Here is a 25,914-nt window from a genome sequence, read left to right as displayed (position 1 = left end):
TTCGTCCAGGCTACCGGGCCGGGCGCGATGCAACATCCCTGTCGCTCACACCCTGAACCCGCATCCCTGCGGGTTCTCCCGACCTTATGGATACACGTCGGCAATTTTCAGCCGGACCAGCCCACACCTGGCCATCTGCGTTTTTTGTTTAAACAGCAAAACAGATTTAACTGGAAGTCAGAGCGTTGAAGCGATGACCCCGGTCCGGCTGAAAATCGATGAGGCGTTGACGGTTGACCGGGAATGCCCGCAGGGATGCGGTCAGAGGGGACGGCCTGCAGGGACGCAGGCTAGGCCCCGACCCGACAGGCAGACGGAATAAGACGAATACATCGTGTAGCGGCGATTTTCCCGCCGGGAGCCAGGGTTACAAGGGAGGCGGCGGCGAGCCTCCCTTGCACGTTCACAGATATCTGTGCTTCAGAGAAATGACACCACTAAGATGAACGGAACCCTATAGCGGAATCAAATGTTCTCCATAATGCTTACCTGGCAAGCATTATGCACTGGATTACTTCTTCACACGTTTCGGAAAGTGCATTTCGCTGTAACGAACGAAACGGGTTCCTTTGGTCAGCTTATAGCCAAACCAGATGATCAGGAACAGCGGGATACCAATATAGGTTGCCATTACACCGCCCCAGTCAATGGTATCCTTCAGGAACGCTTCGTAGTTTTGCCCCAGGGTGATTATCAAGCACAGGACAAAGGCAAAGATCGGCCCCAGAGGGAAGAAGCCTGAACGATACGGCAGATCATTAATATCATGGCCCTGCAACACGTAACCACGGCGGAAACGATAGTGGCTAATTGCAATTCCCAGCCAGGCGATAAAGCCCGTCATCCCGGAAGTGTTCAACAGCCACAGGTACACAGTCTGGTTACCAAACATGGATGTCAGGAAGCACAGACCTGCCACGACAGTCGTCGCATACAGCGCGTTACGCGGTACGCCGCCACGAGACAGTTTAGAGAAAATACGCGGCGCTTTACCGTCACATGCCAGGGTGTAGAGCATACGTGTTGATGCATACATCCCGGAATTACCCGCCGACAGCACCGCCGTCAGGATAACGGCGTTCATCACCGCCGCCGCAGACAGCAGACCCGCGTGCTGGAATACCAGCGTGAACGGGCTGACGCTGATGTCTTTTACATCATTGCGCAGCAGGCTCGGATCGGTATACGGGATAATCAGGCTGATAATCAAAATCGCGAACACATAGAACAGCAGGATTCGCCAGAATACCTGACGCACCGCGCGTGGAATGTTCTTCTCTGGATCTTCAGATTCGCCCGCGGCGATACCAATCAACTCGGTCCCCTGGAAAGAGAAGCCGACAATCATCGCCACACCAATCATGGCGGCAAAACCGCCGGCAAAGGGGGCATCACCTGTCGTCCAGTTACTCCAACCCACCGGTTGAGCACCTTTGAAGATACCGATAATCATCATTACGCCAACCACGATGAAGATAATCACGGTGGTGACTTTAATCAGTGAGAACCAATACTCCGCTTCGCCAAATCCACGTACCGAGATGTAGTTCAGCAGGAAGATAACGCCAAGGAACAGCGCACTCCAGATCCAACCAGGCGTATCCGGGAACCACCAGCTCATTACCAATTGTGCGGCCACCAGGTCCACGGCGATAGTCACCGCCCAGTTGTACCAGTAGTTCCAGCCGAGCGCGAAGCCAAAGCCTTCTTCTACATAGTTCTGACCGTAGGTAGAGAACGAACCGGAAACCGGCATGTAGGCAGCCAGCTCACCAAGACTGGTCATCAGGAAGTACACCATCAGGCCAATCAGAATATAAGAAAACAGCGCGCCGCCAGGACCCGCCGCAGAAATGGTTGCACCAGATGCAACGAAAAGACCCGTACCGATGGAACCACCAATGGCGATCATCGTCAGGTGACGCGCCTTCAGTTCACGGCGTAGCGTGGGCGCTTCTGTGGTTTTAGTTTCGGAAACCATGTGAAAATGCTATCCATCCAAAAAATGAGGCGCGATTGTAGCAGACGAAATGGCATTCTTCCGGCACAAATGCGCTGTTATAAGAGACCTTCATGACTGGCCGCGGATTATAAGTAAAGCAGAAATGGGCAACGTATGACGATTGCCCTCAGTTGACGATGGGGTGTTTATTGCAGGTACGACGCATCAGCGCCTTATTCAACCTGCTCTACCTGGTCGCTATAACGTAAAAAACGCAGCAGCGAGTTTGAAAGATGTTTTTGGCGATGATGGACGCGCCAAAGCGTGCGGACCAGACGTGGCAACGGCACCGGAACTTCGCTTAACGTTCCTGCCTGCAGTTGTTCTGCAATAACCCGACGCGACAAGCAGCTGATCCCGAGACCATGGCGCACCGCATGCTTAATGGCCTCAGAGTTACCCAACTCCATTGCCATCTGAAATCTCGGTAGATGAGACAACAGCAGGTAATCCACCAGCTCGCGAGTACCAGACCCACGTTCGCGCAGGATCCAGGGCGACGCCGCAAGTTGCTCCAGCGTCACGGGCCCCGTGGTTAGCGGCGATGACGGCGCAGCAAATACCACCAGTTCATCTTCCAGCCACGGTTCAGAGATGATTTCGGTACTGTGACAGGGCCCTTCAATCAGCCCGATATCGACCCGAAAATCCAGCACGGCATTGATAACATCCTGGCTGTTGCCCACGCTGAGTTCCAGCGGCAAATCGGGGAAATCCCGCCGGTAACCTGCAATCATGGCAGGTAAAATATAGTTGCCAATGGTGCTACTGGCATAGACGCGAATCGCGCCATTATCTTCACGAAAAAGCTGTTCAATTTCTGTCGTTTGCTCGAGCAAGGCCAACGCACGCGGATAGAGTAAGCGCCCGTGCTCATTAACGACCAGTCGCTTGCCGACGCGGTCAAACAGTTGCACGCCAAGTTGCCCCTCTAAATCGGTAAGCGCAGCACTGACCGCTGACTGCGACAATGACAACATGACAGATGCCTGAGTCGTCGAGCCGCTTTTCAGTACCTCAGCAAAAACTTCAAGTTGTCGCAGGGTGATATGCATAGTCGTTTTCCACCGGGTAGCCCGTGCTTACCACTTATAAAGATTAATTATAAATATATAATCAATTTTATTTTTAAGCCACTTCACCTTACAATTTTTGCCAAGAAATCATTCAAATTGTTCAGGAGGGGTTATGACTGAACTCGCCCTACAGAATCATCGTCGTACAGTGTGGCATTTTATTCCGGGGCTTGCCCTTAGTGCAGTTATCACCGGGGCCGCCTTATGGGGAGGTTCCATTCCCGCCGTCGCAGGTGCCGGGTTCAGCGCCCTCACCTTAGCCATTTTATTCGGGATGGTTATCGGCAACACCGTGTATCCACAAATCTGGAAAAGCTGTGACGGTGGCGTGCTGTTTGCCAAGCAACATTTACTGCGTCTGGGGATCATCCTTTATGGTTTCCGCCTCACCTTCGCGCAAATTGCTGACGTCGGCGTCAGCGGTATCGTGATTGATGTGTTAACGCTCAGCAGCACCTTTATGATTGCCTGCTTCCTTGGGCAGAAAGTGTTTGGTCTGGACCGCCACACCAGTTGGCTGATTGGCGCGGGGAGCAGCATTTGTGGTGCCGCCGCCGTATTAGCCACCGAGCCGGTGGTGAAAGCAGAAGCCAGTAAGGTAACGGTCGCCGTTGCTACCGTGGTTATCTTCGGGACCATTGCTATCTTCCTGTACCCGGCAATGTACCCGCTACTGGCGCACTGGTTTAGCCCGGAAACCTACGGGATTTATATTGGCTCCACGATGCATGAAGTCGCACAGGTTGTTGCTGCCGGGCATGCAATCACCCCGGAAGCTGAAAACGCAGCCGTCATAGCTAAAATGCTGCGCGTCATGATGCTGGCTCCGTTCCTCATCATCCTGGCAGCACGTGTTAAACAACTGTCTCCGGCGGCCAGCGGAGAAAAAAGTAAAATCACTATTCCGTGGTTTGCCATCCTGTTTATTGTGGTCGCGATTTTTAACTCGTTCCACCTGCTGCCGCAGTCGGTAGTGAACATGCTGGTAACGCTGGATACCATTTTGCTGGCAATGGCGATGGCCGCGCTGGGGCTGACCACTCACGTTAGCGCCCTGAAAAAAGCCGGTGCAAAACCTCTGCTGATGGCACTGGTGCTGTTTGTCTGGCTGATTGTGGGCGGTGGCGCGATTAACCTCGCTATCCACGCGCTGATGGCATAAACGAGCACGACTCCCCCCCATTAACCCGCTATACTCTCTCCTTTTGAGTATGGCGGGTTTAATTTATGAAATATATTGGAGCGCACGTAAGCGCCGCTGGCGGTCTGGCTAACGCCGCTATTCGAGCCGCAGAAATCGAAGCGACCGCATTCGCCCTGTTCACCAAGAATCAGCGTCAGTGGCGTGCCGCGCCGCTGACCACCGAAATCATTGATGATTTCAAATCTGCCTGCGAGAAGTATCACTATACTTCTGCGCAAATCCTGCCTCACGACAGCTACCTGATAAACCTCGGTCATCCGGTCAGCGACGCGCTGGAAAAATCACGCGATGCTTTTCTTGATGAAATGCAGCGCTGCGAGCAGCTTGGTTTATCCCTGCTTAACTTTCACCCGGGCAGCCACTTAATGCAGATCCCGGAAGATGAATGCCTGGCGCGTATTGCCGAATCAATCAACATTGTCCTTGCTCAAACTCAGGGCGTGACGGCAGTCATTGAAAACACCGCCGGGCAAGGCAGTAATCTTGGTTTTAAATTCGAGCATCTGGCGGCAATCATCGACGGCGTCGAGGATAAATCCCGTGTCGGCGTCTGCATCGACACCTGCCACGCCTTCGCGGCCGGTTACGATTTGCGTTCCGTTGACGAGTGTGAAAAGACATTCGCTGAATTTGAACGTATTGTCGGCTTTAACTATTTACGCGGTATGCACCTGAACGATGCCAAGAGCGCATTTGGCAGCCGCGTTGACCGTCACCATAGCTTAGGGGAAGGTAATATCGGTCACGATGCATTCCGCTGGATCATGCAGGACAACCGTTTTGACGGCATCCCACTGATACTGGAAACCATTAATCCAGATATCTGGGCAGAAGAGATTGCCTGGCTGAAAGCGCAGCAAACTGAAAAAGCGGTGGCCTAATCATGAACGACAGGGAAAAGCAGATCCTTAAGATCCTGCGACGTAATCCGTTGATTCAGCAGAATGAAATCGCCGATATTTTGCAGATCAGCCGTTCGCGCGTCGCCGCACATATTATGGATTTGATGCGCAAAGGAATGATCAAAGGTAAAGGTTATATCCTTACCGAACAAGATTATTGCGTCGTCGTCGGAGCTATCAACATGGATATCCGGGGTATTGCAGACATCCACTATCCTCAAGCCGCATCTAACCCCGGCAGCATCCACTGTTCTGCAGGCGGCGTGGGACGCAATATCGCTCATAATTTGGCGCTGCTGGGCCGTGACGTGCATTTAATCTCCGCTGTTGGTAGCGATTTCTATGGCGAAACGCTGCTGGAACAGACCCGTCAGGCTGGTGTTAACGTTTCCAATTGCATTCGTCTGCATGGACATAACACCTCCACCTATTTGTCGATCGCGAATCAGCAGGAAGAGACCGTACTGGCGATTAACGATACCCACATTCTGCAACAGCTAACGCCGCAGTTGCTGAACGGTTCACGGGATCTTATCCGCCATTCCGGCGTCGTGCTGGCGGATTGCAACCTGACTGCTGAAGCCATCGAGTGGGTATTTACTATTGCTGATGACATTCCGGTATTTATTGATACCGTTTCAGAGTTCAAAGCGGCAAAAATGAAGACCTGGTTTACACGTATTCATACGCTCAAACCCACGCAGAAAGAGCTGGGCATTTTATGGGGTAAGCCTGTCCAGTCGGATGCGGATCGCATGCAGGCCGTCAACGACCTTCATCAGCAAGGAGTAAAACGCATCTTTGTGTGTCTGGAAGACGAATCCGTTTTTTGCAGCGAAAAGGACGGCGAACAGTTTTTATTGACGCCGCCTGAGCATACGGTGGTAGACAGTTTTGGCGCCGATGACGCTTTTATGGCGGGATTACTGTACAGCTTTCTGGAAGGTAGCGAGTTTCGTGAAAGCGCGCAGTTTGCCATGGCCTGCGCGGCATTATCGCGGGCCAGCGTCAGTATCAACAACCCAACGCTCTCCGCCGATAATGCCCTGTATTTGCTGAAAACCGCTTAGATATAATGCCGGATGGCGCTCTGCTTATCCGGCCTACAAACTTTATTTTATGCCAGTCCGATAAAGAAACCGGCTATTGTGGCGCTCATCAGGTTAGAAAGCGTTGCCGCTGCCAAAGCACGCATTCCAAGTTGCGCGATTTCCGGTGCGCGCTGTGGTGCAATGGCTGAAAACGCACCGACGACAACACCAATTGAACCAAAGTTTGCAAAACCACACAAAGCAAACGAGATAATCGCGATGGTCTTCACGTCCAGCGCACCGCCCGTTTGCAGATACGGCGAGAAGTTGAGATAAGCGACAAATTCGTTGATCGCCAGCTTCTGTCCAATCAGGCTACCTGCCAGCGTCGCATCGCTCCAGTCCACGCCCATAATCCACGCCAGCGGGGCCAGAATATAGCCAAAAATGCCTTCCAGAGTGGCGTGACCGAAGCCAAACCAACCACCAACGCCACCAATAATGCCGTTAATTAACGCAATAATGGCGACAAATGCCATTACCACCGTCGCCACACCTGCGGCGATTTTCAGCCCGGTCATCGCCCCACTGGCCGCCGCTTCGATGATGCTTTTCGGTGGTGTCTCAGTAAACGACAGATTCTCGAAGGTAACGCGAGACTCTTCCGTTGCCGGACTCAGCATACGCGCGAACAAAATCCCGCCAGGGATTGCCATCAATGATGCCGCCAACAAATAATCGATGGGTACACCCATTCCGGCATAACCAATCATCATTGAACCCGCAATAGATGCCATCCCGCTACAAATTGCAGTAAACAGCTCATTGCGATTCAGGCGCTCAATAAAGGGTTTCACGATTGCCGGAATTTCGTTTTGCCCGAGAAAAATCGTCGTCACCGCGACAAATGATTCGATTTTGCTGATGTTCAGCGCTTTCTGGAAAATACCTCCGAGAATACGGATCAACAGTCCCATTACGCCAATGTAGTAAAGCAGGCTTATCAGCGCGGTAACAAAAATGATCGCGGGGAGTACCCGGAAGGCAAAGATAAAACCGGCACCGTCAAACAGCACATCCATTTTAGGACCGACCAACGAGCCGAAAATAAATGCGCTTCCCGCATCGCTATATGACATAACCTTGTGGACGCCGAGTGCAGCCTGTTCAACCAGCCATTTTCCCGGAGGGAAATACAACATGATACCGCCAATGGCGATTTGCAAAACCAACGCAGCGCCAACGGTACGCAGGCTAATCCGTTTTTTATTTACTGACAGCAGAAACGCGATGGCCAGTAATACCACCATACCCACAACACTTCTCATTATATCCATAATGAAATCCCTTCATGCCAGGAAACCCGGCGCTAACGCCAGGTTTTGGTAGGTTTGATATTCACGGGCGACCGCTTTCTGCCCGAAAAATTTGGTCAGGCGAGGCGTTGGTATTCCTTCGCAATCTCGCAAGCCAGTACGGCGTTGTTGAACACCAACTGAATGTTTGATTTCAGACTGTCGCCTCCGGTCAGTTCCGCAACCCGCGCCAGCAGGAACGGCGTGCTATCTTTGCCCACAACGCCCTGTTCTTCAGCTTCCTTCACGGCCCGATCGATTGCCGCGTTAATTTTTTCCTCTGCCATGGCAAACTGCTCCGGGATTGGATTGGCGACAACCAGGCCGCCGTTCAGACCGGTTTGCCATTTCACCGCCATCGCGCGGGCAATTTCTTTTGCGCTGTCCAGACGAATACTGACGTCAAACGGGCTGGTGCGGCAGAAAAATGCTGGCAGCGATGTTGTCTGATAACCAATGAGCGGCACACCGAAGGTTTCTAAATATTCAGTTGTTAATCCGAGATCGAGAATAGATTTTGCCCCTGCGCAAATAACCGTGACATTGGTATGAGCCAGTTCTTGCAGATCCGCAGAAATATCAAATGTATGCTCAGCCCCGCGGTGAACACCGCCGATCCCCCCGGTTGCAAATACTTTAATTCCCGCCATAGCGGCAATAATCATGGTAGAGGCAACGGTAGTCGCGCCATTTTTCCCTGCGGCTACAACAAACGGTAAATCTCGGCGGCTAACTTTAGCAACGTTATGCCCTTCACGTCCTAAAAGTTCAATTTCGTCTTTACTCAAGCCAACTTTCATTACCCCGCCAATAATGGCAATGGTTGCAGGCACAGCACCATGTTTGCGAATAGTTTCTTCTACTTCAATTGCTGTTTGCGCATTTTGTGGAAATGGCATGCCATGGGAAATAATGGTTGATTCAAGTGCAACAATGGGTTTTTTACTGTTTAATGCTTCCTGAACTTCTGGAGATATTTGTAATAATTCAGAGGAAAGAGTTAATTCAGACATTCTGTGTTCTCCACTATTAAGCTAACATTCGCAACAGACAAATCAGGGTTATTGGTATATTCACAGGCCAGTGCCATAGATGAGCAACCCTGCGCAAATCGAACCGAATCAATAAAGGGCAGACCGTCTACCCAGCAGGAAGCCAGTCCCGCCATCATGGCATCACCAGCCCCCGTGACATTAATGACGTGAGTTTTAATGGGCAGCGACCAGCCGCTACTCCCCGAGATATCGCTGTAATAAACACCGTCCCCCCCCATGCTGAGCACCAGGCGGTTTAGGCCGCGTTCATGAAACCACGCGGCAACTTTGCCAACATCCTCTCGCCCGGAGAGTGCAATCCCACTCAGGGTTTCAGCTTCAAGTCGATTAGGTTTTAAGGTATGGATTTTGCCGAGCTGCTCGCGAATTTTAACGCACTTCCATGCCGATACCGGGTCAATAAACACCGGTACCTCGCCCGCATTTTCCAACACCCATGTCAGCGCGTCTTCACTGATATTACAGTCAGCGACAATGACTTTTGCTGCACGAATAAAATCACGATGTTGCGACAAAAAATCCGCTGAAATGTGGTCGGTAATACTCATATCATTTATGGCAACCAGCATCTCACCGGTATTATCAAGCAGCGACAAATAACTTGATGTATTTTCTCCAGCAACAATCAGGCATTTTTCGACATGAACGCCAGATTGATTAGTTTGCGCCAGCAGTGATTGTCCATAGAAATCGTTACCAACAGCGGTCAGTAACCATGAATCTTTTCCCAGCAGCGCCAAATTATGAGCGATATTGCGTCCCACGCCGCCTGGCGTAAATTTTATTTTCCCTGGATTCGAGTCCGCATAATTCAGAGAAGCATGCGAATACCCGGCGACATCCATATTAGCCGAGCCAATGGTTACTATGTATTCCTTTTCACGCATAGCACGTCCCCTGGCAATATAATTACCACTAATGAGTTCGTCAAAAATAACCATTGCTACAGCAAAGGTTATTAGAGCACATGTTCACTATCAAACATGTGTTCATGTTAGCCAGGTTTTTTGTAAAGTAAATCCATCCGCAAGATCTAAAACAAATAGATATGAACAGAGTCACAATTTTTTATAGATACAGTTTGCAAGGGAGAGAAAAAATGAGAGGCAGAACACAAATTGAGCAAACCAGAAAAAAACCTCCGGATAACCGGAGGTTTTTCAGATGTGCCAGGCAGACTGGTGTGTATTAACTGAGCGAAACCAGGTCCTCCGGCATGTGGTTGTACAAAATCCGCCAGAAGTGCTCAGCCGTTTTATTCAAGCGGGTATCCATCCGGTAAATATAGGCCTGAATAGGCACCATCAGTTCCGGCGTCTGCAGACAAACCAGCCGCTTGTCACGCAGTTCGTTTACGATAGTCCACGCCGGCAGCCAGGCGATACCATGGCCATCTAATGCCATATTTTTCAATAACTCACTCATCGAAGACATAAACAGTGTACGAGCAGAAATACCGCCCACTTCCGCCAGATGACGGTTTACCAATCTTCCCATGTAGGATGTACTGGTATAGTTCAGAATCGGCACCTGCGGCTGATAGATATCAAACAACGCCTTCCCCTTCGCATCAGCCGCACAAACGGGATACAACTCAGACTCAAAAACCTTCAAACCGCAGAAGGGTGACTGCATTAAATCTTCATCCCGAAAAGAGATAATAAAATCACTTTTCCCTTCACGCAGGGTATTCACCGCTTGCACCACATCAATCGCCTCGACGTGATAAACAAACTCTTCCCCCCAGGCCGCCATTGAGTGCACTAATCTGGGCAACATCGTCAGCGACAGAGAATGTGCCGCCGCTATTTTAATATTGGGAACCCCAAGCAGGTTGTGCCCACTTAGCTCATCCAGATTGCATTCCAGCTGTTGCAGCAGGCTACGGGTTTGCGAATGGAATAGCTTGCCCTCCTCCGTGAGTTGCAGTGGACTCGTCGTGCGATCAAAAAGCTGTACTCCCACGGCGGATTCGAGCGCCTTGATCCGCCTGCTAAATGCCGGTTGGGATATATTGCGTTCCTCAGCCGCCTGGGAAAAATGACGACACGCCTCCAGCGTCAGGAAATCATATAACCATTTTGTCTCAATATTTTTCATGCCTGTCACGCGGATGTTTAAATAGGGTGATTAACCTAAAACATCATGCCAGAGGCGTTCCAGAGATGATATTGGCGATTAGCCACTGATGATTCGTTTTTTGCATCAAGCCTTCGTTTTTGGCATTAACATGTTGGCTTCGCCATTCAGTCATCCCCCTTCTCTGCAGGCAAAACTTCAGGTTTCGCACGTTTTCCGAACCTCATGGGAGGACGAAAGAAACTACAGTCATGCAGTTTTTGCATTTAGACAAACATTATTGCATTTCTCCTCTCGACTCTCTGCTGTTAAACATTAGGGCAAGATAAAAACAGCCTGAATATTATTTAACGGTAAATCGAGGTATATATCGTGAAAGGTTTAATTGGTGTACTGGGTGGTATGGGGCCAGCGGCAACCGTCGATCTCTTTAATAAATTCGTCACCTTTACCGCGGCACAACGTGACCAGGAACATATCCCATTAATTATTTCATCTATTCCTGACATTCCTGACCGAACTGACGCGTTAATGCATCATGGTAATTCCCCACTCCCGGCAATGCGCGATTATATGCATAAACTCGAAGATGCTGGCGCTGAGTGTATTGTCATCCCCTGTAATACCGCCCACTTTTGGTTTAATGAATTAAAAGAGTGCTGTCACACAGAGCTGCTCAGTATCGTTGAAACGACCATCAGCGAGGTCAGGAACTGTGGAAAATCACGTATTGGACTACTCGCCACCAACGCCACGTTGTACATGGGTCTCTATCAAAAAGGCATTGAATCTCTTGGGTTAACCTGCATCAGTCCTGACTCTGCCAGTCAGGAAAAAGTGATGGAAAGTATCTATTGCTTAAAAGCCGGTGATGTTAAGCGGGCGCAAACGCTGATGAATGAACAGGCTCAAGCACTCTTCTCTCGCGGCGCACAAGTTATCGTACTGGGATGTACTGAAGTTCCCGTCATCCTTGCTGAGGCTGTCAAAACGGCACCTGAAAAATATATTGATTCAACCGGTTCGTTGGTTCGCGCCGGTATTAAATGGTACGAGAAACGCGTTGGTAAAGATCATCTTTTAGTGCAATGAAAATCTATGCCTGGCTAATTATTGAATTAAATAAACACCCATTTTAATAACGAATTATTCTCTGGCGGAGGCCATTATGATTTGGCTGGAAATTATCGTAGTGTTGGGCGCAATATTTTTTGGTATCCGCTTCGGCGGTATTGGTATTGGTTTATGTGGCGGGCTGGGGCTGGCTATTTTAACACTGGGATTTGGGTTGCAAATTGGTTCGCCACCCGTTGACGTGATTCTCATTATTATGACGGTGGTAGTGGCTGCCTCAGCACTACAGGCCGCGGGTGGTATGGATTATCTGGTACGCGTTGCAGGGAATTTTATGCGGCGTAACCCTAAATATATCAATGTTATTGCGCCCATTATTACCTGGTCGATGACCATTATGGCGGGGACCGGATTTATTGTCTTCTCTACCCTACCGGTCATTGCCGAAGTAGCAAAAGAGTCCGGTATCCGCCCCTCACGCACGCTCGCAGGATCCGTCGTCGCCTCCCAGGTGGCAATATCCGGCTCGCCGATCAGCGCTGCAATGGCCGCAATGTTGACCATCATGGAGGGAAACGGCGTCAGCTTTATACAGGTCATGGCAGTATGCCTGCCGGCCTCGTTCGTTGCCGCAATGGTGGCGGCATTAATCGCTTCACGCCAGGGGTGCGAGCTACAGGATGATGAAGTGTATCTGCAACGCCTGCAAAAAGGTCTGGTCCGTAAATATGAAAGCCAGAGTAGCACGACGCCGGGTGCCGTGCTTTCCGTTGCCCTGTTTATGCTGGCAACGGTCGTCATCGTTATTCTTGCAGCATGTCCTCAACTACGTCCTGGATTCGATGCAGGTAACCCAATGAATACCCGGGATATCATCATTATCTGCATGTTATCTGCCGCTTGTCTGATGGTCGTACTGTGCAAAACATCGACAGATGCCATTGTACTGACATCCACTTTTCGAGCAGGTATGAGTTCGCTGGCCGTCATTCTCGGCATTGTTACACTGGGAACCACATTCATTGACGCACACTTAGCGGAAATTAAAGACATCGCGGGTAATATTCTACAGGCCTACCCGATGCTGTTGGCTCTGGTACTGTTTGGGACCTGCGCGCTGCTCTATTCGCAGGGAGCCACCACGCCGCTGATTATCCCGCTTGCCGTCGCGCTCGGCGTACCCACCTGGGCCATTCTGGCTTCCTACGTGGCAGTGACAGGTGTGTTTGTTCTACCCACATACCCCACTTCACTGGCGGCAATGGAGTTCGACACCACCGGGACAACGCGCGTGGGCAAATATGTCTTAAACCATCCGTTTATGTTGCCAGGACTGGGTGGGATCATCGCGGGCGTTGCCTTTGGTTTTATCATCGCGCCAATGATTGCCTGACCCGTTTTATTCAGGGGAGCGATATCGCCTCCTGAATACTTCGCGACTTACCTGACCTGACTCACCATAGCAATACCGTCTTACCTTTATCTATTTGCTTCACATCGCTGCTTTTAATCACGCGGTGATAGCCATAGGTGTCAGCATATTTTGTCAGTCCAGTCCCGGAATCCTGCTCAGGCTTGCCTTGCGTCTCTATCGTTGCCCCTGATGTTGTTGTCATCACCCAGGTGGTTGAGCACCCCGTAAGCAACAGCGTAGCGAGTGACAGAGAGGCAAAAATGTGCGTTTTTTTCATATTCGATTTCCGTGACGAGTTTGATTTAAGGGCACTTTATCGAATTTGGTTAAGACAGGATGGATTATTGTGGCGGTGCCGCGACTGTCGGGATCAAAGAATAAAAAAGGGCAGAGAAATCTCTGCCCAGGGAAGTAAAGAAGAGTTAGGCTACTTTCGCGACAGCGTCCACTTCCGGGCGCTTCAGCACCGCGTAGGAGAGACCGGCCACCAGCGTACCAGCAACAATCGCCAACAGGTAACCCAGTACAGGGGTAATGGCGCCTGGGATCAGCAGTACAAATAGTCCGCCGTGTGGCGCCATCAACTTCGCACCCACAGCCATTGAGATTGCTCCCGTCACCGCGCCACCGACGATACAGCATGGCAGAACACGCATCGGATCGCGTGCCGCGAACGGAATTGCCCCTTCGGTGATAAAGCATAAACCCAGAACCAGCGCCGCTTTGCCACCTTCCTGTTGTGCTTTGTCGAACTTGCGACGCGCAACCAGCGTTGCCAGACCCAGCGCCAACGGTGGCACCATACCTGCCGCCATAATGGCTGCCATCGGTGCATAAGTTTGCGTACTCAGCAGCCCCACCCCAAACGCGTAGGCCGCTTTGTTCACCGGACCGCCCATGTCGGTACACATCATGCCGCCAAGAATAGCGCCAAGCAGAACCGCATTCGCCGTCCCCATGGTTTGCAGCCAGTGAGTCAGGCCTTCCAGAATGCCCGCAACCGGTTTACCAATCAGGTAAATCATTGCCAGACCAACGACCAGGCTCGAAAGCAGCGGAATAATCAGAATCGGTTTCAGCGCTTCCATACTCTGTGGGAGTTTCAACTTCGTGCTGATGAGCTTCGCCACATAACCGGCAAGGAAACCGGCGATAATCCCACCGATAAAGCCAGAACCGGTGCTTACCGCCAGCATACCGCCAATAAGACCCGGCGTCAGACCTGGGCGGTCAGCGATAGAAAATGCAATGTAACCTGCCAGAACGGGCACCATCAGTGCGAAGGCTGAGCCCCCACCAATCTGCATCAGTGCTGCCGCAAGCGTTCCCTGCTCTTTGAATGCTTCAATACCAAAGGCGAATGACAGCGCAATACACAGACCGCCCGCAACCACCATCGGCAGCATGTAAGACACACCGGTCAGCAGGTGACGATACGCGCCCGCGCCCTCTTTTTTTCCTTCGGTGGCCGCAGTCTGATTTTTCCCGGCTGGCTGATACGGGGTCGCTTCATCCAGCGCTTTATCCAGTTCCTGCTTCGTTTTCTTCAGCGCCAGGCCCGTAGACGTGCGATACATCGGTTTTCCAGCAAATTTCGCCAGATCAACCTCAATATCAGCCGCCACAATCACCAGATCGGCCTCGGCAACCTCTTCCGGCGTAATGGCATTACCTGCCCCTACTGAGCCGCGGGTTTCCACTTTCACCCACCAGCCGCGTTTTTTCGCTTCGGTTTCGATAGCTTCAGCAGCCATAAACGTATGTGCGACGCCTGTCGGACAGGCTGTCACTGCCACCACACGTTTTGGACCATTGCTTGCCGCTGGCGTTGCCACAACCGGCGCACTATATGGCTGCGCATGACCTTTTGCTTCACTGAGAAAAAGCTCGGGATGCGCAACCGCACGACCGATGTCACCCAGCCAGACTTTTTTGCCGTTCAGCGAATTGTCGACAGGCAGCTTATCGCCCAGGACAATCGCCAGCTCTGCATCATTTGGATTGTCGATGATCTCCAGATGCGCTTTCTGTGCCGCCGCTCCAAGCAGGGTTTTCGCCATATAGGCGCGAGCCTGGCCGAGATTAGCGTCAATAATCAGCAGCGTTTTCATTATGCCTCTCCTGCTGTCAGTTAAACGGTTTTAAGTCGACACGCGCCATCATTGCGGCCAACTGAGGACGATCGGTAATACCCACATTACTTTGGCTTACCGCCAGGGCGGCAACTGCCGTCGCCAGACGCAGGGTATGTTCGCTGGATTCACGCATCAGCAAGCCATAAATCAGACCGCCAACCATCGAATCACCCGCACCTACAGTGCTGACCACCTCAACTGACGGTGGCTTAGCAATCCATTCACCCGAAGCGTTGACCCACAACGCGCCTTCCGCACCGAGTGAAATCACCACGTGCGCAATGCCTTGCTCACGCAGAGCATGTGCCGCATCGATAACATCTTTCATTTCTGGCAGCTTACGGCCAGCCCAGATTTCCAGCTCACGACGGTTTGGTTTCACCAGCCACGGAGCTGCCTTCAGGCCAGCGACCAGCGCTTCACGACTACTATCAAAGATAATGCATGGACACTGGCTGCGCAGGCGCGTCATCCAGTCAGTGAATGCTTCAGGGCTCACGCCGGTCGGCAAGCTGCCGCTGACGCACACCATATCGAATTGCCCCAGCCAGCTTAGTGAGTCATTCACAAAGCGTTCCCAGTCAGCCGGGGTGACTTCAAAGCCGGAGAAATTGAAGTCAGAAACTTCACCATCTTTTTCAGTCAGCTTGACGTTAATTCGGGTACGCCCCTGCACCACCTGAAAACGGTTAGCGATGCCCAGTTCACTGAACAATTGCTGAAAACCATCCTGGTTGTCCTTACCCAGAAAGCCGCCGACCGTCACGTCAATCCCCAGGTCCTTAAGTACTTTTGCGACGTTAATCCCTTTTCCCGCCGCATGCAGACCGGTCGTTTTCACCAGATTGACTTCACCGCGTTCAATTTCCGGGCAAAAACCGACCAGATCGTAAGCCGGATTCAGGGTGATAGTTGCAACACGTCTGCTCATTATGCGCCCTCCCCAAGGCCTGCCGCGATGGCATCGCCAATGGCTTTCAGCGCCTGTTCAGCATCTTCACCCTGTGCGGTAAAGCGCAGGTGGTGTCCTTTTTTCACGCCCAATGCCACAACTTTCATCAAACTGCGTCCATTTGCCGGTTTTCCGGTTCCATCAAGATTTGTCACGGTTATTTCACTATTAAATTGTTTAATCGTATTCACCAGCATGGTGCCCGGACGGGCGTGTAAACCATGCTCATTACGCACCACAAACTCGGCACTCAGTACATCATCAGTTAATGCATCATCGCTGGTCAGCATCGCTAACACCGTTGCAGCATCCGCCTTCAGCAAACGGTCAGCTTTATTGCTCAGCAACAGATCGCCCAGACGCTTCAACACCGCAACGGGCTGGTCATCATTCATCGCGACAGTCACCAGCAGCGCAGCGGCTTCGCCCTGCACCTCAAATGCGCTTGCCGCACGACTGACCGCGACGGCGCTGCGCACATTGCCTTCAGCACAGTCATTCAGCCAGATGCCCTGACCAAGATTCATTGGTTGCTCGTTAATCGCTCTGGCCACAAAGGTGGCATCTACTGCACCGGCTTCTTTCAGACGCGCGGCGTTCAGCGCCTGCAGCGTCACCAGCGAATTGGCGACGACGTCCAACGACAGCGTTTCGTTATCAAGCTTCAGTTGCTCGCTCTGCTTTTCGCCCATCAGCAATGCGCGTAATTCTTCTGCCGTGGTGGCTGATTTCAGCTGTTCCGCAACCGAGTCATCACTCAATACATGAGTCAGCTGACGCAACAACCCAAGGTGCTCATCTGAGCTGGCCGCAATGCCGATAGCCACATACGCAATCTGACCTTCGCCCCACGTCACACCCTGCGGAAACTGAAACACCTGCACCCCGGTTTTCAGCACCTGATCGCGTGTGTCTGTCGTACCGTGAGGAATGGCAATACCATTGCCGAGAAACGTCGATGTTTGTTGTTCGCGCGCCAGCATGCCATTGACATAGCCGTCCGCAACGTTGCCCGCTTGCACAAGGGCTGCGGCAATCTGGCGAATAGCCTCTTCTTTGTTCCCGGCCTGTTCGCCCGGGTGAATATCCTGAACAGATAACTGGAACATGATTCTCCTCTCCTGCTGAATTGAAACGATTCAGCTAACATGAGAAAAAAGGCGTCACCCGACTCCATCAGTTAAGGTAAGATGACGCTGAAACGTTTCAAGGAGTCTGGATCTTTCTGCTTCAGCACGCAAGTAAAGTTAACAATTAACTTGCTGAATTTAGATGTACCGCACATTTTCTCTTCGTTTCTTTGAAACAAGCTGACGCAAAAACGTGTTCAGCTATTCAACTTCAGCATCGTCAGCATGTGGACTTCTCAGACTGAAATGACATTTTGATTTTCCATACCGATTTTGATTTAGTGCCCTGTTTATTTTCTGGCGAGCAGCGTAAACTCCGCCTCTCTTCACTCCACTGATAGCTAAACATGCATAACACCCCCGTAGCCGCCACACCCAAGGCGTTTGATTTAACGTCTTCGGCGTTCCTGCTTGTCGCTTTTCTCACGGGCATCGCCGGGGCATTACAGACGCCCACGCTCAGCCTTTTTCTGACCGATGAGGTCCATGCACGTCCGGGAATGGTGGGTTTCTTTTTTACCGGTAGCGCCGTCATCGGCATTTTGGTAAGCCAGTTTCTGGCCGGACGCTCTGACAAAAAAGGCGATCGTAAAAACCTGATCGTTTTTTGCTGTGTACTGGGTATGCTGGCCTGCGTGTTGTTTGCCTGGAACCGTAACTATTTTATTTTGCTGTTTGTCGGCGTATTTCTCAGTAGCTTTGGCTCCACCGCCAACCCGCAAATGTTTGCGCTTGCTCGTGAACACGCCGATCGCACGGGCCGGGAAGCCGTCATGTTCAGCTCGATTTTACGTGCCCAGGTTTCACTGGCCTGGGTGATCGGCCCACCATTGGCCTACGCGCTGGCCATGGGGTTCAGCTTTACGGTGATGTATCTCAGCGCCGCGGTGGCATTTATTGTCTGCGGCGTGATGGTCTGGTTTTTCTTACCGTCAATGAACAAAAGCGTACCTCTCGCAACAGGGGCGGTTGAAGCTCCACGCCGTAATCGTCGTGATACGCTGCTGCTTTTTGCTGTCTGTACATTAATGTGGGGCACCAACAGCCTCTATATCATTAATATGCCGCTGTTTATCATCAACGAACTGCATCTGCCTGAAAAACTCGCCGGTATCATGATGGGCACCGCAGCAGGACTGGAAATCCCAACCATGCTGATTGCGGGATATTTTGCCAAACGTCTGGGCAAACGTCTGTTGATGAGAATCGCCGTCATCGCCGGGTTCTTTTTTTATGCAGGCATGCTGTTGGCACATTCACCGGCGGTTTTGCTCGGCTTACAGTTGCTGAACGCGATTTACATCGGCATCCTCGGCGGGATTGGCATGCTTTATTTTCAGGATTTAATGCCGGGGCAGGCGGGATCAGCCACAACGTTGTACACCAATACCATCCGCGTCGGCTGGATTATTGCCGGCTCACTGGCGGGGATAGCCGCTGAAATCTGGAACTATCACGCGGTGTTCTGGTTTGCGCTGGTGATGATCGTCGCGACGGTTGTGTGCCTGGCGCGCATCAAGGACGTTTAAGGCGCGGTCAGCGCTTCAAGCTCGATGAGATAAATCATGGCCTGGTGCGTCGTCTGTCCGCACATTTCCGCACTGGGCTGTAAACCGCCGCACACTTTTGGTCGCAACGGAGACGCAAAAATTTTGCAACGCAGGGATTCATCCAGCTGAACGCATGGCGTATTAGCAGGTTTGCCATCAGGCATGCCAGGGATGGGACTGGAGATTGAAGGCGCGGTGCAGCATGCACCACAATCCGGACGGCATTCCATACAGTACTCTCTTTATCGTAAACCATCGGATTGTGCGGGAAGCGCACAGTACCACCTTTTTGGCACCAGCAAAAGCATGAATTCCGCTTGCCTGAATGCCCCGGCGCGAGTAGTTTTACGCGATATTTTAGACACTCCTCACTACAGGATTTTTTCGATGCCAAGAGCGAACGAAATTAAAAAAGGTATGGTACTGAACTACAACGGCAAGCTGCTGATTGTAAAAGATATCGATATTCAATCACCGTCCGCACGTGGTGCAGCTACGCTGTACAAAATGCGTTTTTCTGATGTCCGTACCGGTCTGAAAGTTGAAGAGCGCTTCAAAGGTGACGATATCGTGGATACCGTCACCCTAAGCCGCCGCGGGGTTGATTTCTCCTACGTTGATGGCAATGAATATGTCTTTATGGATAAAGAAGACTATACCCCGTATACCTTCACCAAAGACCAGATTGAAGAAGAGCTGCTGTTCATCCCGGAAGGCGGAATGCCAGACATGCAGGTACTGACCTGGGACGGCCAGCTGCTGGCGCTTGAACTGCCACAGACCGTAGACCTGGAAATCGTTGAAACCTCACCGGGTATTAAAGGTGCTTCAGCGAGTGCGCGTAACAAACCAGCAACCCTGAGCACCGGTCTGGTGATCCAGGTTCCTGAGTATCTGAGTGCGGGTGAGAAAATCCGTATTCATATCGAAGAACGCCGCTATATGGGCCGTGCAGACTAATTTTCTGCCGCACATTGACGTATAAGGGACAGCGCAGGCTGTCCCTTTGTCATTTTCAGCGCTGACTGCTGAGGTAAAAATCATCCATCAACAATGATTCGAGATACTGCTCATCTTCCCGTATAAAACCCACAATGACGCTAACCGCCCGCGCATAAAATCCCTTCTCATCACGCTGCAGGCAGCTATCACGAAACAAGGGTGCCCAACACATAATATGATGATGTAAAAAGTAATATTGTGCAGATAGCGTTTCCTCTTTGGCTGCCATCCTCGCCATCAAAGCCAGCTGTATAGCGATATGATCGGAGGGCTCATTTTCCTGCGCAGCCAGCCCGTGTTCAACCAACAGTACATTCATTTGTCGACGTTCTTCGGCCGCTGTTGTGTGCGGATAATGTCCCGCATACGGGGAAACACCGCCAGGCGGCGCCAGCAGAAATAACGTTGCAAAATCTGCGGCCAGCTCCAGTTGTCGGCTTTCACGACGCAGAGCCTGCGTCAGGCTACGCTCCAGTTTTTTGACATCCAGCGAAAGCCCAGGGATACCCGCCAGCGACGCAAGCCACTGTCGGGTATCCTCGCTTTCAAGACGAGCGAGTTGTTTCTGGTCCAGCTCACGAAACAGCAATTGTGAAAACCACTGATAGACCGCGGCACGTTGCTGGAAAATAAGGCTATGCTGCATTGTCCCCCTCCTCTTTTACTATCTCCGGCCCACCAAATCCCGTGACCGGTGGAACATGTTGCTGATAGCGCTCGACATCCACCAGCACGGTATGCGCTGAAGGCCCTTGCGCCAGTTGAGACGTACCAATATCCGCGCTCAGGACATTAGGATCGCCATAGGTACATAGCGTCCCGGCTTTCCCACCTTCCTGTGGGGAATACCATGCCCCTTCATGAATGCGGATCACGCCAGGGGTAAAATCAGGGCTAATCACCACCCCCGCCAGCACCTGACCGCGCGCGTTAAAGACCCGCGCAATATCCCCGGCTTTTAACCCCCGCGCGGCAGCATCTTGCTCGCTGATGTAAAGCGGTTCTCTTCCCGCTACCGCATACGTGCTGCGAAACGCATCACTTGAGCACAATTGGGAGTGCAGGCGTTTATCCGGGTGACAGGATTGCAGGTGCAGTGGATATTTATCTTTCCTACTCTGATGGCTACGTTCAAACGGCTCCATCCACACCGGATGTCCAGGGCAATCGTCATACTGAAAACCGGCAATCGTTTTGCTGTAAATTTCAATCAGACCGGATGGTGTGCCCAGGGGATTAAGATCGGGCTGATCGCGAAATTCGCCATGACGCACCCACGGTTGTCCCGCGGGATATTCAACATACCCTTCACCTTTCCAGAACGTGTCAAAGTCTGGCAACGTAACACCGAGCGAGGCCCCCATTTTGACCCCTTCGTCATAAAGCGCTTGTACCCACTGCATTTCATCGCGGTTTTCCCGGTATACCGACTCCTTGTCAAAACGTTTACAGAGTCCGGCAAACACGTCGAAATCATGCCGCGCTTCATATTGCGGTTTGACGACCTGATGCAGCGCCATCAGTCCCTTATTCGAATGGGTGCCAAACTGCTCAATATCGTTACGTTCAAAGCGTGTGGTAACAGGCAGGACGATATCGGCAAAACGACAGGATGCGGTCCATTGGTGATCTAACACCACCACGGTCTCCAGTTTCTTCCACGCCTCGATCATCCGGTTGCGATCCTGCTGGGCGTGGAACGGGTTAGCCGCGCTGAAGATCGCCATTTTGATGTCAGGGTAGATTAACGTCTCACCGTTAAACGCAATCTTTTTGCCCGGCTCCAGCAGGCAATCAACAATACGTGAGGTAGGAATATGCTCGGATACGCCGCGAAAATCTGGTTTATACTTCGCCTCTGGCGGATTGTTAATGCTCCCCAGACCAGAAAGTACTGGCCCGGCTGACGTCACCGTCCCTCCGCCGTTGTAGTGCCAGCCGAACCCCACACCGCCGCCCGGTAAACCAATTTGACCAACCATACTGGCCAGCACCACCAGCATCCAGGGATACTGTTCACCGTGGTGCATACGCTGTACGCACCAGCCGCCCATAAACTGCGTCCGACCTTTCACCAGCAGCCTGGCAAAGTCACGGATCTGATCCGCCGTCAGCCCACAGATTTCAGCAGCCCACTCGGCACTTTTCGGTTGTTTGTCTGTTTCTCCCATCAGGTAGGGTAAAAACTGCTCGAAGCCGACGGTGTAGTCGTTAATGAATGCCGTGTCGTACAGTTTTTCTGCATACAGGGTATGTGCGAGCGCCAGCAGTAACGCAACATCGGTCTGTGGTCGTAACGCCAGCTGTTCACACCCCAGAAAATTTTGCGATTTGCTGCGCACCGGATCAACGCTGATGACGCGCATTTTGCCCTGGGCGACGGCCTCTTTGATCTGCTGCCAGTAGCCAAACGCATCGTGATCGGGAACCAAAAATTCAATCTGCAAGTTCTTAATGGGATCACAGCCCCACAGTACGATGGTATTGCTGTTCTCGATAACCAGCGGCAGCGAGGTTTGCTGTTCATAGACTTCAAGCGAACCAATAACATGCGGCAAAATCACCTGGGCTGCAGCCGCTGAATAGTCGCCTACGGTCGTCACATAGCTACCATGCAGGCCGAGCCCTCTGTCCATTGCACCGCCAGCCTTGTGGTATTTGCCCACCATTTGCCAATCTGCCAGCCCGGTAAAGACGCCGGATGAACCGTAGGTTTTTTGCACCCGCTCAAGCTCTTCATAAAACAGGTCCAGCGCCTGATCCCAGCTAACCCGCACAAAACGATTATCTCCCCGCTGGCTACGATCCGACTTCTCACGCTTGCGTAACCAGTCCAGTCGAACCATCGGATAGCGAACCCGTGAAGGGTTGTAGACGATTTCACGTACCGCATTGAGCATATCGCACGGGTGTTTGTCATGTTTGAACGGACGCGTTTCCGTCCACTCGCCGTTAACCACTTTGGCTTCAAAAGCACCATAATGTGAGCCGGACTGGATCCATTGTTCGGGGTTTTCCCCCGCCGCCCATACTTTTGATATCAGCGGATTAGGCGCCAGCGCACTGGCTGCGCCAACCGCCAGCATTCCGGTCAGAAAACGACGGCGGGACGGATTAAAGTCATGAATATCCATATCTTATCCTTATTATTTGTTGGGTTCAGACACATCGCTGGCGTGTGTCTGGAGGTATTTCAACAACGTACGTTCTTCCACCGGATTGAGTCGATAATACGTCGACATCGCTTTCAGTCCGGCAATCCAGCCATTGGCGGTGTATCGGGTAGCCGGCGGCGTGCTGTGACAGGCGCTACACGTCGATTGCAGCATCTGATCTGAGTACTCCCATACCGGAGTAATGCTATCGATGAGTCCCTGCGCGGAGGTCCATGCGGTCACGCTCACCTGCTGCCATTCCTGATGCGAACCTGGGTCAGTCTGGGTTTGCAGGACTTTCACGTTTTCCATCAGTGAAGCATCCAGAACCGCGGAGAATACGCGTTTACCCATATACTGGGTGATCACCCGCCCACGCCCCTTGCTTTCACGCCAGCCCGTCACTTCCAACTGGACGTTGCCTCCCTCTTTTTGCAGCACCTTGACCTGGGTCGCCGGAAATAACAGCGCTTTCCCTGCTGGTGCCCCTGCCGTGGCTGTCAGTGTTTTTTCGCTTAACGAAAACAGCGTCGTCGCAGTTGACAGTTTTTCTCCCTGCTGTTGTAGCTGCTTGTAGCGATCGCGAAAACCACTGCTCATGTCCGGTTTGTGGTGCGCGATCCCTTTGTGGCAATCAATGCAGTTGCTGTCCTTCGCCGCTGCCGCCGTCATCTGTGCCGCGGCATTGGCGGATTGTTTTCCATGATCCATTGCTTCATAGCTGTGACACGATTTACAGGCTGCCGAGTTGTTGGCGCTCATCCGCGCCCACTCTCGCTGGGCGAGCTCAGCCCGTTTAGCATTGAATTTTTCCGGGGTATCGATAGAGGGTGAGATAAAGGTGTGATAGAGATCGTTTAGGGCTTCGGTTTTACGCATCAACGTCGGGACGACTCCCGGGGGAATGTGGCAATCCTTACACTCCGCTCGCACGCCAGAGGCATTACGAAAATGCACGCTGGTTTTATACTCCTCTCCAGGTGTGCGCATCGAGTGGCACGATAAACAAAACTCCGTAGTGCTGGTGTAATGGACTCCTTGCCATGTTCCCCAAATAACAATGGCCATTACGACAGCGCCACCTAACGCACACCAAAGCGCGTTCTTTTTTATCCACGACATACCTGCCTCCATTTTTTTAATAGCGTCACGCTAAGGGATATTAAAAAGCAAAAATAGAGACAGCGATTTCAGATTATAGGAACAGCCTTAACTCTATGAGGCGTGTCAAAATAGCAATATTCTGAAACGTGTAATATGCCGCTATTGTTTAAACAAGGAATTCCCTCATGCTGGCACTGTTTCTCAATAGGGAAAGTCGCACCCCTCTACAATTACAGATCTTTCAATTCTACTTTCAGGCAATTCAGCAAGGCGATTTGCTTTGTGGGGATAAACTGCCCTCTATCCGCGAACAGGCACAGACGCTAAACGTGGCCAAAATCACGGTGGTGATGGCGTATGAAAAACTGATGGCGGCCGGTTTTATTAAGAGCAGGCAGGGTATCGGCTATGAAGTCACATTTACGGCACCTATGCGTAGTCCCCCAACACACGTGCCATCTGCGGAAGGCTCACCACCGATAAAGCCTAAGCCTGCCGGTGTTTCTACCGATGTTTACGCTGAAATGGGACGTGAGTGCTATTGCCGGATGGGCGTCCCTGACCCCAATGCGTTTCCCTGGTCAAGCTGGCGTAAATGGAATAATGCCCCCAGCGTACTTAAAGAGCAGCTACTGACTCGATATCATTCACCAAATGGATTATTTTCATTGCGTGAGCAAATTGTCAGATACCTTAATTTATCCCGTGGTATTAATACCAGTGCACAAAACATCATCATTACTGATGGAATTCAGGAAGGGTTGTCACTGCTCAGTCAAATATTCATTATTCATCATGCACTAAGCCAGAATAAAAAGTGTCACGTGGTCGCCGAATCACCTTGTTATTCTGGCGCATGGCATCTGTTTAATTATTATGGTGCCGATATTACGTCTATTGCCGTGGATAATCACGGGCTGTGCACCGATAATTTACCCGAGGTTGAAACCCAGCTTTGTTATGTGACACCTGCTCACCAGTATCCAATGGGCAGTGTTCTGTCACTTGAACGACGTAAGTCATTACTCACGTGGGCACAGCGAGTGGGCGCCTGGATTATTGAAGACGATTACGATGCCGTATTTACGTATGGCGAGAATCCCCTTCCGGCACTGAAAGCCATGGATTACCACAACCGGGTTATCTACATGGGGACTTTCTCAAAAACGCTGGGACCGGGGGCACGTCTCGGTTACCTCGTTTGCCCCGATGAGCTGCTGCCCGCCGTTCAAAATATGAAAGCGCTGAACAACAATGGTAGCCAGTGGTTATTGCAGCAGTTTTTAGCCGAGTTAATGCAAAACCAGGTGTTTTATACCCATCTCGGTAAGCTAGCCTGCAACTATGCAGCACGCCTCGCATTACTGCGTGATGGCTTATCAGCCCTGTTCCCTGAAGGAAAGATCGATGGTGCCACGGCAGGGTTACATCTCTCATTACGCATTGACTGGTCGCCTGACGTCATCGCAAAACTACGCCAGCGCTGCCTGCAGGCAGGGGTGCGCTTTGATACATTACAGGAAATTGAAAACGGCTCAGAAACAGCGTGGCGGCAAAAAAATTCCGATGCGGTGATGTTCTTTGGTTTTGGCGGACTGCAGGTGCCGCACCTCAGAAAGGTATTAAACGTACTGGAGCAGGAGAGGTGTGCGTTATTACAGCAATAACAACGCACCTGAGTATTGCCGGGAGCG

22 protein-coding genes are annotated in these 25,914 nt (G+C 51.6%); 8 read left to right on the top strand and 14 right to left on the bottom strand.

Features of this window, described 5'->3' with window-relative positions:
• Positions 1-511: 511 nt before the first annotated feature.
• The gene (lysP, locus tag G8S19_RS07635; RefSeq protein ID WP_048211166.1) at positions 512-1,981 is read right to left on the bottom strand and encodes a lysine-specific permease; all 1,470 of its coding nucleotides are present in this window, start codon (positions 1,979-1,981) and stop codon (positions 512-514) included.
• A 194-nt stretch (positions 1,982-2,175) separates the two neighbouring features.
• Complete coding sequence (gene yieE / locus G8S19_RS07630) at positions 2,176-3,057, bottom strand: DNA-binding transcriptional regulator YeiE (protein ID WP_048211165.1); 882 nt, start codon at positions 3,055-3,057, stop codon at positions 2,176-2,178.
• A 133-nt stretch (positions 3,058-3,190) separates the two neighbouring features.
• Here yieE and G8S19_RS07625 point away from each other — a divergent pair, with 133 nt between their 5' ends.
• The 3 genes from G8S19_RS07625 (at position 3,191) to G8S19_RS07615 (ending at position 6,254) form a co-directional block, all read left to right on the top strand.
• A complete protein-coding gene (locus tag G8S19_RS07625; RefSeq protein WP_048211164.1) occupies positions 3,191-4,240 on the top strand; it encodes a YeiH family protein in 1,050 nt (349 codons plus the stop codon).
• Positions 4,241-4,305: 65 nt separating this feature from the next.
• On the top strand, positions 4,306-5,163 hold the full coding sequence (nfo, locus tag G8S19_RS07620; protein WP_048211163.1) for a deoxyribonuclease IV: 858 nt from the start codon (positions 4,306-4,308) through the stop codon (positions 5,161-5,163).
• 2 nt (positions 5,164-5,165) lie between these two features.
• On the top strand, positions 5,166-6,254 hold the full coding sequence (locus G8S19_RS07615) for a sugar kinase (RefSeq protein ID WP_048211162.1): 1,089 nt from the start codon (positions 5,166-5,168) through the stop codon (positions 6,252-6,254).
• Positions 6,255-6,301: 47 nt separating this feature from the next.
• Here the strand turns inward: G8S19_RS07615 and G8S19_RS07610 are convergent, their stop codons facing one another.
• From G8S19_RS07610 to hypT, 4 genes are all read right to left on the bottom strand, one after another.
• Positions 6,302-7,552, bottom strand: coding sequence for a NupC/NupG family nucleoside CNT transporter (locus G8S19_RS07610; protein ID WP_137376435.1), 1,251 nt, complete (start codon positions 7,550-7,552; stop codon positions 6,302-6,304).
• A gap of 95 nt (positions 7,553-7,647) precedes the next feature.
• On the bottom strand, positions 7,648-8,583 hold the full coding sequence (locus tag G8S19_RS07605; RefSeq protein WP_048211160.1) for a pseudouridine-5'-phosphate glycosidase: 936 nt from the start codon (positions 8,581-8,583) through the stop codon (positions 7,648-7,650).
• Complete coding sequence (locus G8S19_RS07600; protein WP_137376434.1) at positions 8,571-9,512, bottom strand: pseudouridine kinase; 942 nt, start codon at positions 9,510-9,512, stop codon at positions 8,571-8,573. Before G8S19_RS07600 ends, G8S19_RS07605 begins: the two co-directional genes overlap by 13 nt.
• A 301-nt stretch (positions 9,513-9,813) precedes the next feature.
• Entirely contained in the window at positions 9,814-10,725 is a 912-nt protein-coding gene (gene hypT, locus G8S19_RS07595) for a hypochlorite stress DNA-binding transcriptional regulator HypT (protein WP_048211158.1), read from the bottom strand.
• A gap of 351 nt (positions 10,726-11,076) precedes the next feature.
• On the opposite strand from hypT, the gene G8S19_RS07590 reads away from it, so the two are divergent.
• The gene (locus G8S19_RS07590; RefSeq protein ID WP_124021776.1) at positions 11,077-11,796 is read left to right on the top strand and encodes an aspartate/glutamate racemase family protein; all 720 of its coding nucleotides are present in this window, start codon (positions 11,077-11,079) and stop codon (positions 11,794-11,796) included.
• Between the two features lie 76 nt (positions 11,797-11,872).
• Positions 11,873-13,171 (top strand): anaerobic C4-dicarboxylate transporter, encoded by a 1,299-nt coding sequence (locus G8S19_RS07585; protein WP_101741562.1) that lies wholly within the window; start codon positions 11,873-11,875, stop codon positions 13,169-13,171.
• 61 nt (positions 13,172-13,232) lie between these two features.
• On the opposite strand, the gene G8S19_RS07580 is transcribed toward G8S19_RS07585, so the two are convergent.
• The 4 genes from G8S19_RS07580 to fruB form a co-directional block, all read right to left on the bottom strand.
• Complete coding sequence (locus G8S19_RS07580; protein ID WP_048211155.1) at positions 13,233-13,469, bottom strand: YgdI/YgdR family lipoprotein; 237 nt, start codon at positions 13,467-13,469, stop codon at positions 13,233-13,235.
• Between the two features lie 145 nt (positions 13,470-13,614).
• On the bottom strand, positions 13,615-15,303 hold the full coding sequence (gene fruA / locus G8S19_RS07575) for a PTS fructose transporter subunit IIBC (RefSeq protein ID WP_048211154.1): 1,689 nt from the start codon (positions 15,301-15,303) through the stop codon (positions 13,615-13,617).
• A 16-nt stretch (positions 15,304-15,319) separates the two neighbouring features.
• Positions 15,320-16,258 (bottom strand): 1-phosphofructokinase, encoded by a 939-nt coding sequence (fruK, locus tag G8S19_RS07570; protein ID WP_003027446.1) that lies wholly within the window; start codon positions 16,256-16,258, stop codon positions 15,320-15,322.
• Entirely contained in the window at positions 16,258-17,388 is a 1,131-nt protein-coding gene (gene fruB, locus G8S19_RS07565; protein WP_253686406.1) for a fused PTS fructose transporter subunit IIA/HPr protein, read from the bottom strand. Before fruB ends, fruK begins: the two co-directional genes overlap by 1 nt.
• Before the next feature lie 368 nt (positions 17,389-17,756).
• Between fruB and setB the strand changes: the two genes are divergently transcribed.
• On the top strand, positions 17,757-18,938 hold the full coding sequence (setB, locus tag G8S19_RS07560) for a sugar efflux transporter SetB (RefSeq protein ID WP_137376433.1): 1,182 nt from the start codon (positions 17,757-17,759) through the stop codon (positions 18,936-18,938).
• On the opposite strand, the gene G8S19_RS07555 is transcribed toward setB, so the two are convergent.
• Complete coding sequence (locus tag G8S19_RS07555) at positions 18,935-19,189, bottom strand: YkgJ family cysteine cluster protein (protein ID WP_040230605.1); 255 nt, start codon at positions 19,187-19,189, stop codon at positions 18,935-18,937. The two genes, setB and G8S19_RS07555, sit on opposite strands and share 4 nt — an antisense overlap.
• 157 nt (positions 19,190-19,346) lie before the next feature.
• On the opposite strand from G8S19_RS07555, the gene yeiP reads away from it, so the two are divergent.
• On the top strand, positions 19,347-19,919 hold the full coding sequence (gene yeiP / locus G8S19_RS07550; RefSeq protein WP_005129255.1) for an elongation factor P-like protein YeiP: 573 nt from the start codon (positions 19,347-19,349) through the stop codon (positions 19,917-19,919).
• Positions 19,920-19,974: 55 nt separating this feature from the next.
• On the opposite strand, the gene torD is transcribed toward yeiP, so the two are convergent.
• From torD to torC, 3 genes are read right to left on the bottom strand one after another with little or no spacing between them, the layout of a single operon-like run.
• Entirely contained in the window at positions 19,975-20,607 is a 633-nt protein-coding gene (gene torD, locus G8S19_RS07545; RefSeq protein WP_048211151.1) for a molecular chaperone TorD, read from the bottom strand.
• The gene (gene torA / locus G8S19_RS07540; RefSeq protein ID WP_253686404.1) at positions 20,597-23,095 is read right to left on the bottom strand and encodes a trimethylamine-N-oxide reductase TorA; all 2,499 of its coding nucleotides are present in this window, start codon (positions 23,093-23,095) and stop codon (positions 20,597-20,599) included. Before torA ends, torD begins: the two co-directional genes overlap by 11 nt.
• A 12-nt stretch (positions 23,096-23,107) precedes the next feature.
• Positions 23,108-24,238, bottom strand: a complete 1,131-nt coding sequence (gene torC / locus G8S19_RS07535; protein WP_137345563.1) for a pentaheme c-type cytochrome TorC — start codon at positions 24,236-24,238, stop codon at positions 23,108-23,110.
• Positions 24,239-24,405: 167 nt separating this feature from the next.
• Here torC and G8S19_RS07530 point away from each other — a divergent pair, with 167 nt between their 5' ends.
• Positions 24,406-25,887 carry a PLP-dependent aminotransferase family protein gene (locus G8S19_RS07530; protein ID WP_061068176.1) on the top strand — a complete coding sequence of 494 codons (1,482 nt, stop codon included), beginning with the start codon at positions 24,406-24,408 and terminating at the stop codon, positions 25,885-25,887.
• Positions 25,888-25,914: the final 27 nt, after the last annotated feature.

Source organism: Citrobacter sp. SX206 (genome assembly GCF_024181025.1).
GTDB lineage: Bacteria > Pseudomonadota > Gammaproteobacteria > Enterobacterales > Enterobacteriaceae > Citrobacter > Citrobacter youngae.
This window is presented reverse-complemented; position numbering and strand designations above follow the sequence as displayed.